Annotated in this window: 1 protein-coding gene; it reads right to left on the bottom strand. The window is 39.3% G+C overall.

Going from position 1 to position 1726, the window contains the following annotated elements:
- Nucleotides 1–57 precede the first annotated feature (57 nt).
- Nucleotides 58–1608: a hypothetical protein gene (locus B4C08_RS07420; protein WP_296664210.1), complete on the bottom strand. Its 1551-nt coding sequence runs from the start codon at nucleotides 1606–1608 to the stop codon at nucleotides 58–60.
- Between the last annotated feature and the right edge of the window lie 118 nt (nucleotides 1609–1726).

The raw sequence follows: 1726 nt of genomic DNA, 5'->3' as shown, positions 1-1726 counted from the left end.
TCAAGCACGGCAATGACATTAAATTTACAAAACTCGAAATTGACCCTAATAATAAAACTATTGCTCTACAAGATTTGAATCAACATTGCAACCACCAGATTGGATATATCCGCCAGAATAAGTTCCTCCTCCGCTCAAAGTAAGATTGCTGAAATTTATATTTTTAAGCTCCGTAACATTGCTGATTGCAAAATTGGACAGGCTCACTGTTACAACTCTATTGTGGGTAAACATTTTTCCATAAGCGTAATTAGTTACATTTGGCATTACAAAGTTTGCGCCGCAGTCAGCAATTGCAATTTCCTTTGGCCTTATTGCAACAAACCTACGTGGCCCGTAGAATTTATTACTGTTTTCAGAAAGAGACGGAATGTAAGCTGTCAAAGAGCTTAAAGCTTTTCCATTATATATTGCGTCCCCAACAGGAGCTATTGTCCTTGAAGAGTCTGTCCAGCCCAAAGTATCAACGACTTCAAATCCTAAACTTGTGCTCTGTATTTTTAGGAGCGCGCCGCGGCTGTACATTGTGTTGGCTTGATTATATTCATAGTTAAACGAATCTCCAGAATCACCTGCTGTATTGCCCACATTTGAAACAAGAACGTAAACTGTTCCGTCATAAAGAATTGCAATGTCGGTAATTGCGCCGGAAACACCAAGATCAGAAACAGACTTTGCCGCGCCGACTTTAGAAACCGCAAATGTGCCGTCCGCATTTTCTGTAATTATGGCACGCTGGAGGTAATATGTGCTTCCATCAGAATCTATATATGCAAGATAAAGAACATTTCCTTGAATTGCAAAAGCCGCCCCATAGTAATCAAAACTGTCAAACCCAGACTTAAAAGTAATGGAAGGAGACGTCTCTGTAGAAATGTTTTTTATAACCGAAAACTGAAGAGCGCTTGTAGTTCCATCACTGTTTCTTGCAATCCATAAGGAATCCGTAGAATCATCATAATAAAGGGAATCAGAAAAAAGGCTGCCAGTTACAGAAGGATTTGAAGACCATGGACTATCTGCTTTTTTTAAAACTGCATCTGCAATATAATACCAATTACTTACAATATCTTCCACAAAGCTAGCGCTTGAAGTTTCGTTATTAGTAGCACAACTAATAGATTCAGTAATAGCAGAAGAAAGTTGATCAATATAAATAATTTGATTACCAGAATAATCGACAGCTCCATAATTCCACAAGATATAATTTGAATCCAAAATGCTGCTTGCAAAAAGCTTAAGAGCAATTGAGCATTCCGCAGTATCGCCAGCGGTAACTTTTACAGTCTCGCTTTTTCTTGCAAGAAGAACATCAGCTGTGTCATAAGCTTCCACTTGGACTGTGTAAGTGGCAGGCTCAAGCTCGTCAAATACTATGTCCGCCCCCCCCGCCTCGGAAGTTTGAGTTTTTAAGTTTTCGCTGTCCAATAAAAGGGCTACTTTATATGTCTTTGCATTTTCCTTGCTAAGAGTGTATGCGCCGCGCGAACCGCTTCCCGGAACTGCAACACGGATTGCGCCATCGTTCCCAGAAGAGCCACCCATGTTCATGCAAGAAGACATCAAAAACAAAAAAGAAACCAGCGCAACAAAACCAAATTTTCTCATAAAAAACCTCCAGTGCTTATAAAACATTATGATTCAAATCCATGCAGAATTCAAGTTTTTGATTTAAATTATAGAAAGATTATCAACCGAGTTTCCTTCAGAAACATCGCAGGGTCAA

This window comes from Treponema sp. UBA753 (assembly GCF_002297325.1).
Classification (GTDB): Bacteria; Spirochaetota; Spirochaetia; order Treponematales; family Treponemataceae; genus Treponema_D.
Note: the sequence above shows the minus strand (reverse complement) of the source record. Positions and strands in the feature narration are given on the sequence as shown.

Bases quoted from the DNA above. Each gene is read 5' to 3' on its own strand.
- B4C08_RS07420 (WP_296664210.1), bottom strand. From the start codon at position 1,608: ATGAGAAAATTTGGTTTTGTTGCGCTGGTTTCTTTTTTGTTTTTGATG.